General features: G+C 36.1%; 10 protein-coding genes and 1 tRNA gene. 3 read left to right on the plus strand and 8 right to left on the minus strand.

All coding sequences use genetic code 11. The features are described 5' to 3' along the window. The first annotated feature begins 40 nt into the window (after positions 1–40). Together RT41_RS10735 and RT41_RS10740 are read left to right on the plus strand one after the other, a co-directional pair. Complete coding sequence (locus RT41_RS10735) at positions 41–1201, plus strand: sulfatase-like hydrolase/transferase (RefSeq protein ID WP_096817809.1); 1161 nt, start codon at positions 41–43, stop codon at positions 1199–1201. A gap of 14 nt (positions 1202–1215) precedes the next feature. Then, positions 1216–1716, plus strand: coding sequence for a sulfatase-like hydrolase/transferase (locus RT41_RS10740; protein ID WP_096817811.1), 501 nt, complete (start codon positions 1216–1218; stop codon positions 1714–1716). Positions 1717–1743: 27 nt separating this feature from the next. Here RT41_RS10740 and metK read toward each other — a convergent pair whose 3' ends face one another. Continuing rightward, positions 1744–2937: a methionine adenosyltransferase gene (metK, locus tag RT41_RS04795; RefSeq protein ID WP_096817814.1), complete on the minus strand. Its 1194-nt coding sequence runs from the start codon at positions 2935–2937 to the stop codon at positions 1744–1746. 310 nt (positions 2938–3247) lie between these two features. Between metK and RT41_RS04800 the strand changes: the two genes are divergently transcribed. Beyond that, positions 3248–3997, plus strand: coding sequence for a biotin--[acetyl-CoA-carboxylase] ligase (locus tag RT41_RS04800; protein ID WP_096817816.1), 750 nt, complete (start codon positions 3248–3250; stop codon positions 3995–3997). Between the two features lie 139 nt (positions 3998–4136). Here the strand turns inward: RT41_RS04800 and RT41_RS04805 are convergent, their stop codons facing one another. From RT41_RS04805 to RT41_RS04830, 7 genes are all read right to left on the minus strand, one after another. Beyond that, positions 4137–4646 carry a PspC domain-containing protein gene (locus tag RT41_RS04805; protein WP_096817818.1) on the minus strand — a complete coding sequence of 170 codons (510 nt, stop codon included), beginning with the start codon at positions 4644–4646 and terminating at the stop codon, positions 4137–4139. A gap of 29 nt (positions 4647–4675) precedes the next feature. Continuing rightward, positions 4676–4876 carry a PspC domain-containing protein gene (locus tag RT41_RS04810; RefSeq protein WP_054639600.1) on the minus strand — a complete coding sequence of 67 codons (201 nt, stop codon included), beginning with the start codon at positions 4874–4876 and terminating at the stop codon, positions 4676–4678. Positions 4877–4935: 59 nt separating this feature from the next. Then, complete coding sequence (locus tag RT41_RS04815) at positions 4936–6069, minus strand: DUF4097 family beta strand repeat-containing protein (protein WP_096817820.1); 1134 nt, start codon at positions 6067–6069, stop codon at positions 4936–4938. Positions 6070–6301: 232 nt separating this feature from the next. Then, positions 6302–6568, minus strand: a complete 267-nt coding sequence (locus tag RT41_RS10620) for a ferrochelatase (protein WP_245811602.1) — start codon at positions 6566–6568, stop codon at positions 6302–6304. Between the two features lie 330 nt (positions 6569–6898). Further along, entirely contained in the window at positions 6899–7051 is a 153-nt protein-coding gene (locus tag RT41_RS10625) for a hypothetical protein (protein WP_245811600.1), read from the minus strand. A gap of 444 nt (positions 7052–7495) precedes the next feature. Beyond that, positions 7496–8377 carry a class II fructose-bisphosphate aldolase gene (locus RT41_RS04825; protein ID WP_096817823.1) on the minus strand — a complete coding sequence of 294 codons (882 nt, stop codon included), beginning with the start codon at positions 8375–8377 and terminating at the stop codon, positions 7496–7498. Between the two features lie 164 nt (positions 8378–8541). Continuing rightward, positions 8542–8627: transfer RNA gene (locus RT41_RS04830), tRNA-Leu, on the minus strand. Positions 8628–8660 lie beyond the last annotated feature (33 nt).

Genomic DNA, 8660 nt, shown 5'->3' on the forward strand with positions numbered 1-8660 from the left:
AACGTATAAAAAATGTTTCAGTTAGAATATTGGAGTCACTATGAAGTTTTTGTCAACGGCCAAATTAACCCTGTTATTGTTAATTGCTGGCTATTCCGCAGTCCATCTGCATTCCCCCTTAATGTTTGTGCGTATAATTGTTGAAGTTTTTCTGATTTTAGCACTGACTCAAATTTTAGGACATAAATTTAACAGCCTCCCTATTCGGATTATTAAATATCTTCTCTCGAGCTTATTAATTTTATTTTCATTAATAGATGCGATTGTGGCTACATTTTCAGGGACTTATTTGACCGTTTTAATGACTCAAAATTTGGCTAACATCATGGACCTAGGTGGGAACCTCTGGCTTTACGGTTCAGCAGCCTTATTAGTTATCCTTGCTGCATTCCTCCCAATGAGATATAATTTATTCAACAAAAAACAACAACTTGCAAGCATTGCCATATTCGGAATTTCCCTCATTTCATTGAACTTGACCGCAACACATCAAACGCCATTATTTGGCTATGTTGGCTATTTCTCATCATATAATAAAATGAAAGAAATAAGTAATATCAAAAAGCCAAAATCAGCTCAAACTAAAATTGAAGCAGAGTTTGCTAAATCAACCATAGCATCAGGAATCTCAACAAATCTCCAGCAGCCTAATGTTATCGTCATCTTCACTGAAGGTTTAAGTCAAGAAGTATTAAATTACGATGGTGGGAAACTAACTCCAAATCTGAACAAATTAAAAAATCAGACCATTAATTTCTCAAATTATTATAACCAAACCGCAGCGACATATCGTGGGGTTCGTGGTCAACTCTTTTCAGAGCAACAACTCAATCAAGGTTATGAAAATGGTCAAGATCAAATTAAAGATGCTTTAAACACAAAACTAACATCTGTCCAATCAATTTTGGGAGATCAAGGCTACCAAACCGAATTTATCAATGCAGAACCAAATCAATCCATTTGGACAACCTACGTTGAGAATCTCGGTTTCGATAAAGTCACAACAGATAAATCCAAGTCTTTCTTAAAACTAGCAGGAACTACTTTTATGGGAGACCAACAAAACTACAAATTCCTTTTCAATCAAGCAACTGAATTGAGTAAAGAAAATAATCCATTCTTTTTGGCTGATTACACATTTCAAACTCACCTTAGCTTAGATTCAAGTTTAAAATATGGTGATGGAAAAATTCTGACCTAAATAAATTTTATAATATGGATAATGCGTTTGGAAAATTCTGGAAGAAATTCCAAAAGAGCAGCCTTGCAAAAAACACGATCGTCGTTTTCACTGCCGACCATGCTTCATATCCTGACCAGCTCTATCAGAACACATTCAAGACCAAACGGACTTACTTTGTCTCCACCATTCCATTGATGATTTATGTACCCAATATGGAATCGAAAACTATTGACGCCAATAGTCGAAATTCCCTTGGCTTAGCCCCAACAATTTTGGACCTTGTTGGAGTTGACAAAGCGAGTAACTATTTCCTTGGAACTTCGTTGTTTACGAATCATCCAACAGCTTACGAACATATTTCAACAGTTCCACCCGTTAGCTATTCAACTGCTGGATTAACTGAAAAAGATACCATTGAAAATAAAAATATTCAAATTGGTGATACCCCTGAAACAAGAAAATTAAATGACTATTATTCATTTTCATTAACACCAACGAAAAAAACATCCTCTGTTCCCGAAGCAGGAGATTAATAAAAAGGTTGTCTTTAGACAACCTTTTTATTTTTCTAAAATCGCTTTGAGTTCATTAATTTTGTCTGTATGCTCCCATGGTAAATCGACATCTGTTCGTCCAAAGTGACCATAAGCCGCTGTTTGAGCATAAATTGGACGTAGGAGATCTAGCATTTTGATAATCCCTGCTGGACGCAAATCAAAGACTTGACGAATTGCTACAAGTAACTCATCATCAGAGTATTTACTCGTACCAAATGTTTCGATGTTAATTGAAGTTGGCCGAGCAACACCAATGGCATATGAGAGCTGAATTTGAGCTTTGTCTGCTAAACCTGCTGCAACAATATTCTTGGCAACATATCGAGCTGCATACGAAGCTGAACGGTCGACTTTCGTTGCGTCCTTACCAGAGAACGCACCACCACCATGGGGGGCATATCCGCCATATGTATCAACGATAATTTTACGACCAGTCAAGCCAGAATCTCCTTGCGGACCTCCGATGACAAAACGACCTGTCGGATTAATAAAATATTTTGTTTCATCATCAAGTAATTCTGCTGGAATAACAGCTTTAATTACCTTTTCTTTAACATCTTTTTCAATTTGTTCAAGACTTGCATCTGCAGCGTGTTGAGTTGAAATAACGACAGTATCAATGCGTTTTGCAACATTGTTTTCATCATATTCAACTGTTACTTGTGACTTTGCATCTGGCCTGAGGTATTCGATTTCGCCAGATTTACGTAAATCGGCCAATTTTTTAACCAATTTATGTGAAAGTGAAATGGCAAGTGGCATATATTCAGCCGTTTCATTAGTTGCAAAACCAAACATTAGTCCTTGGTCACCTGCTCCAATAGCATCAAGTGGATCTTTTCCAGTGTTTCCACGTTCTTCTAATGCATCGTTAACCCCTTGCGCAATATCTGCGGATTGTTCTACAAGTGAAACGTGAACACCAACTGATTTATAATCAAATCCATTTTCAGAATCTGTATAACCAATTTTTTTTATGGTTTCGCGGACAACTCCTGCAATATCAACATAAGCTGAAGTTGAAATTTCACCAAATACATTGACTGTCCCTGTGTAAACGACCGTTTCACAGGCCACATGAGCGGTTGGATCTTGTGCAACAATTGCATCCAAAATCGCATCTGAAATTTGATCGGCGACTTTATCCGGATGTCCTTCAGAAACTGATTCTGAAGTGAATAAGTGTTTTTCTGACAATTTAATGTCCCCCTACTTTTAATTTTGATGAAAATCATCAATATTCGGTTACAAGGATTTTTCGGCCGCTCACAAAATTTGCGAGCGTTTATTAAACAAAGTTTAATCTACCACCTTAACAAGTTTTTGAGTCTTGCTAAGCCTTTCGGGACTTGTAACTCTTCTATTTTAGCACAAATTTCCTTTTTTTTAACCCCTCCGCCTTATTTATTTAAAAAATAATCCTAATATCCCCCCTATTAAATTCCGCTTAACACTTTTTTCTATTTCGTCTGAACAGCTATCATTCAAATATGCTATAATGTGAATCATGAGTGAAAAGTTAGAAAAAAATTTAATTTTATTAAGAAATCCATGGCTTTCCGATATCAAAATAAAATCGGAATCCCACTCAACACAAGAGGATGCGAAAGCTGACGGAGTTGATCAATGCCTCTACTTGGCAGAAAATCAAACTGGGTCCTATGGCCGATTCGGACGAGAATTTTATGCCCAAAAAACTGGCGGGATTTACATGAGTCTGTTACTTAAACACGCTATCAGTGCTGACGAATTGCCTTCTTATACTCTTTTAGCGGCGGCCGCCATTGTCAAAGCCATTGAAAATTTAACCCCCAAGAAGCCACAAATCAAGTGGGTAAATGATATTTATCTTGAGGATAAAAAAATAGCCGGAATTCTAGCAGAATCTTCTGTCAGTGCTGATCAATTGCAAATCGTCATCGGAGTTGGTATTAATTTTTCTATTTCAGAATTTCCTGAACATTTGGACAAAAAAGCAACTTCCTTATTCATGAACGAGGTTCCTAATTTATCAAAAAGTGAACTTATCGCTGAAATTTGGTCAGAATTTAATCGCTTACAAAATACAGATTATTTTAAAATCTATCATACCCATTCATTTATTTTAGGAAAGCAAGTAGAATTTGTTCAAAATAATGAACATTTCATAGGCAAAGCGATTGATTTGAGTCCATCAGGAGAATTAATTATTTTATTAGAAAATGGCCAAAAAAAATGGCTCTCATCGGGAGAAATATCATTAAAAAAATGGACTTGATCGAGTCCATTTTTTTAATGTATTTATTATTATTAAAGGAGTGAACAGTTTAACGTGATGCCGCACGGGTTTTTTATTTATTATTAAACACTTATATCGTGAGTGGAATTTTTATTATTTTATTCTTTATCTTGGAAAATTAGAAATCTGACCAGTCATCTTTTTTGTCATCTTTAACAGGTTCAGCTTCTTTCATCTTACGCTCAGATCGCTGTGGTTCCTCCCATGGATTGCCCCAATTATTACTTTGTTTAGTGGAATTCCATGGCCCTTGGGACCATTTATCTTCGTAATTATTAGACTTATCTTCCCATCTCTGAGCTTTGCGATTCATTTTTTCTTCAAATTGACTAGCTTTTCGCTCCATTTTTTCGCTCCAGCGATTGGCCTTTTCTTCCCAACGATTTTCATATTCATTGTAGCCTTGCCGACTGCTCTGATTGTTGCTTCGGTAACCACTAGGAATAATCCAACTTGCAACGAAATAGAGTGGAATTAGGCCGCCCATACTACTGAATGCAAGGACGATGAATAGGATTCGGAGAATTGTGACAACATCTCTTCCCCAACCAAAATATTCACAGATTCCCGCAATTACTCCACTAACCATCCGATTATTTGTCGATTTTGTTAATTGTCTTGAATTCATTTTTTTACCTTTCTCTCTTATTTGTAAGTTCAAGCTCTTTTGGGAATCAATAAACTTGCAACAATGTAGACGAACACTGGTGTTCCATAGCCAACAATCAAAGCAATGATGAAAGCAATTCGCATGGCGGTAATTCTTCCAGCCCCCCAGCCGAAATATTCTCCCAAGCCTGCAATCACACCTGTCACCCACACATTCTGATTTGATTTAGTTAATTTTCTTGAAGTCATCTTTTCCTGTCCTATATTAAAATTTGATGCTTCAATTTAATCCTATTTCATCAACAGCATCATTCAACGTCTTTCAACCAAATTGTACCAGATTTTGTCTCCAATTCGAAAGTTAAACTGTTTTCACCAGTACGAACAACAGCGGCACCATTTCGACCAGCTTCAAATGGATTATCCAAGTTCAAGCGCGTTTTATATCCCCCAAAGATTGTTCTAACGTGTCCAACGAGTCCTAAGTTTTCTGGAACTGAGACTTTAATATCACCGTTCACATTTTTAACATTCAATTGACGTGCACCATTGGCAGATTCTGTCACCAAAACGTTACCATTTACAAGATTCAAGGTCGCATTTTCAAAAGCATTTGTTACACGAATGTTACCATTGATGCCTTCAATAGTCAAATCGGTAGCACTTCCTTCGAGAACTTTAACTTCCCCATTTTTAGTGCTGATTGCCAATTTGTCTGTCGTGAGTTCTTTCAATTCAATGTCACCATTTAACTGGTTAACTTCGACTACTTTAGCACTTAACTTTTCAGTTTTTGTTTCACCGTGAAGCACATCCAGAGCAACTTTTTCATAAGTTTTTTCTGGTAAGAAGAGTTCAATTTCAGCAGCGATACGCCCTGATGCCGTTACTTCAAGTACACCATCAATAACTTCTAACTTTGTCTTTTCTGCAAGATAAGCATCTATATCGTCATTGTCTACTGACCCAAAGATTTTATATTCTGCCTTTACATGGGCATTTTCTCCAGGTTTAACAGAAATTTTACCACCTTTGACATCAACTGCTACAATGCCGAACTCTCCTTCGAGATCTTTTTCAACTGTTTTAGAAACAGATTTCACTTTTGGAAAACCATTCCCGAAATCAATGTTATCATCTACACTTTTTGCAACGCCCTTGAAAATTTCCTTACTCTTGTCAACAAGATTTCCGAAAGTATATTTCATCGCTTCTGCAAAATCAATATTATGTTCTGTATACCCATCAGATTCTGTCGATTCTGTTTTTTTCTTTCCATCAAGAAAATCAAAATTGAAGTATACTTTATCTTTTGTTGATTTCGTTGCTTCAGTATCTGTTGAATTATTGAATCCACCTTTTTCAAGGAGTTCTAATGCTTCGTCTTCAGAAATAATTCCTCGACGCATCAAATCCATAATTCTATCTTTTTTTTCAGCCATTTTTATTCCTCCAATCGAATTGCACGATTTTTATTTAATTCATTTTCACTTGAGGTACTTGTTTACCTCACAAGAATATTATCTCATGAATTTTGGAGAATAAAATACGACTTTGGACTGATTTTTTCTTTTTTTTCATAGCATAACTAAAAAAAAACGGGTAGGGCTGACACGTTTTAAATTGCTTATTTAACAGTATCTAGCGCTACTTCTTTTAAGACCTCTGTGAATTTTATCGAATCATTAAATGGATGAACGAAGCCAAATTTTTAGCCACCGTTTCCAATAAAACATCTTTATTTTCTATTTCTAACTCATACCGTGTTTCCAAACAGTCAGCGACGAAGGCAGGAGAACAAATTAGAACTTTCTTGCATCCTTCTTTTGATAATTCAGCCATCCAATCGTTTGTGGCTGGTCCAAGCCATTGATCTGATCCAAATTTTAATTGATAGAGATGTTCATACTTATTTTCAGCAAGCCCTAATTTCGCAACGATGGCTTCTGTTGTTACCTTACAGTTCCCTTCGTAACTGTCATGCTTTTTTGTTACTTATGAGACCGGAATACCTGATAGGATAAAATAAGTTTATCATATTCATTAGTAACTCATATTTCACGTATCGATTGCGCTAATAAATCAGTGTATGATTCGTTGCGACAGAAATCTAAAAGTACGTGTATATCCGGATCAATTGCTTTCACTTGACGATCGATAGGCTCAAGAGTTTTTATTAAATACTGCGAGTACAGTGGTAAAACAGCAAGATCAGTAATATCATTTGGACGCATTTCAGCAATCTTGGTATCTATCCTTGTTCACCATAAGTCATTGCAAAATCAACATCGTATCTTCACAAATCTCATTGAGTTGATCAGTCTGAACCCTGGTATACTCCATCAAAGGAGAATCATTTTCACGCCAGATTTTCTTGTACATTTCTGCTGATTTTGCAGGCCTAACATTCAAAAATAATTCCATTTAAAAGAGGTAACCAAAAACAACGTAGCTTTTGGATAACCAATTCCAAATTAAAATTAAATGTTTTAAAATATTAATATATAACTAATAATAGGACTAACTAATATTTAATAATACATTAATATTATATCAAATGTTGTGAAAAAATGATCAATATCCTTTTGCGAATTAGTGATTAAATAACATAAAGCTGGACACTCAGTTTTTTGAAACGTGTATTTTCTTTTTGATTAATCCAACCCCCTCCTCCTGAACGCTACAGCATTAATATGAATTTAATAAATCTATTAATCTACTATTATTTTATTTTAAGACAACTAATTTTATTTTCATTTCTCTATATAAATTTGACAGCTTAAAAACACCGAATCCAGGTCAAACATACAAAATAAACAAAAAAACGTTCATCATCACTGACAAACGTTTTTATTATGAAATTTGTAATTAAGCTTTGTTTGTTGAACCAAATACTTCGATACGTTCTTCAACTGATTCAGTAATAGCGTCGAATCCAGCTTTAAGGAATTTACGTGGGTCAAAGAGTTTTTTCTTCATGTATTCAGCTTCATTAGCATTAAATTCAGCAACATGATCACGCATAGCAGCGCAGAAAGCAAGTTGACATTCAGTATTAACGTTAACTTTAGCTACACCAAGTTTGATTGCAGCTTTAATTTGGTCATCAGGGATACCAGATCCACCATGAAGTACAAGTGGAACACCTGGTAAAGCTGTTGTCAATTTTTCAAGGTGGTCAAGGTGAAGACCTTTCCAGTTTTCTGGGTAAGGACCGTGGATGTTACCGATACCTGCTGCAAGGAAATCAACACCAAGAGCAGCCATACGTTTAGCATCTTCAATAGGTGCGAGTTCGCCGTCACCAACGATACCATCTTCTTCACCACCAATTGTACCAACTTCACATTCTACTGAAATACCAGCAGCGTGTGCTTTTTCGATAACAATTGCAGCTTTTTCAAGGTTTTCTTCAATGTCAAGTGCTGAACCATCAAACATCAATGAAGAATAACCAACTTCGATACATTCCATAGCAGCATCAAAGTTACCATGGTCAAGGTGAATTGCAACAGGTACAGTGATACCCATTGAGTCAACAAGAGCTTCAATCATAACTTTACAAAGTTTGTATCCACCCATATATTTAGCAGCACCCATTGAAGTTTGGATCAAGACAGGAGTCTTTTTAGCTTCTGCTGCGCGCAAAATAGCTTGAGTCCATTCAAGGTTGTTTGTGTTAAAGCCACCAATAGCGTAACCATTGTCACGTGCGGCTTGTACGAATTTTTCTGCTGAAACGATTGCCATTTCATCATCCTCCGATTAAATTTATTACTCACTAATTATACCATTTTGTGAAATATTTTTCTAGTCTGAAACCGAAAAAACCCAATAATATAAGTAATTATTGAGATCCATTTAAGTAAGCGTGAACATAAAATAATAAAAAAAAAGCACAATGTGCTTATTTATGCCGAGGACCGGTTTCGAACCGGTACGAAGATTTCCCTTCGCAGGATTTTAAGTCCTGTGCGTCTGCCAGTTCCGCCACCCCGGCTAAAACTGAAGCGAACGACGGGATTCGAACCCG

It is taken from the genome of Lactococcus fujiensis JCM 16395 (assembly GCF_002441655.1).
GTDB lineage: Bacteria > Bacillota > Bacilli > Lactobacillales > Streptococcaceae > Lactococcus > Lactococcus fujiensis.

Excerpts from the sequence above, each read along its gene's own strand:
- RT41_RS10625 (WP_245811600.1), bottom strand. The coding sequence starts at position 7,051 with ATGGAATTATTTTTGAATGTTAGGCCTGCAAAATCAGCAGAAATGTAC.
- RT41_RS04805 (WP_096817818.1), bottom strand. The coding sequence starts at position 4,646 with ATGAATTCAAGACAATTAACAAAATCGACAAATAATCGGATGGTTAGT.
- RT41_RS04800 (WP_096817816.1), top strand. The coding sequence starts at position 3,248 with ATGAGTGAAAAGTTAGAAAAAAATTTAATTTTATTAAGAAATCCATGG.
- RT41_RS10735 (WP_096817809.1), top strand. The coding sequence starts at position 41 with ATGAAGTTTTTGTCAACGGCCAAATTAACCCTGTTATTGTTAATTGCT.
- RT41_RS04815 (WP_096817820.1), bottom strand. The coding sequence starts at position 6,069 with ATGGCTGAAAAAAAAGATAGAATTATGGATTTGATGCGTCGAGGAATT.
- RT41_RS10740 (WP_096817811.1), top strand. The coding sequence starts at position 1,216 with ATGGATAATGCGTTTGGAAAATTCTGGAAGAAATTCCAAAAGAGCAGC.
- RT41_RS04825 (WP_096817823.1), bottom strand. The coding sequence starts at position 8,377 with ATGGCAATCGTTTCAGCAGAAAAATTCGTACAAGCCGCACGTGACAAT.
- RT41_RS04810 (WP_054639600.1), bottom strand. The coding sequence starts at position 4,876 with ATGACTTCAAGAAAATTAACTAAATCAAATCAGAATGTGTGGGTGACA.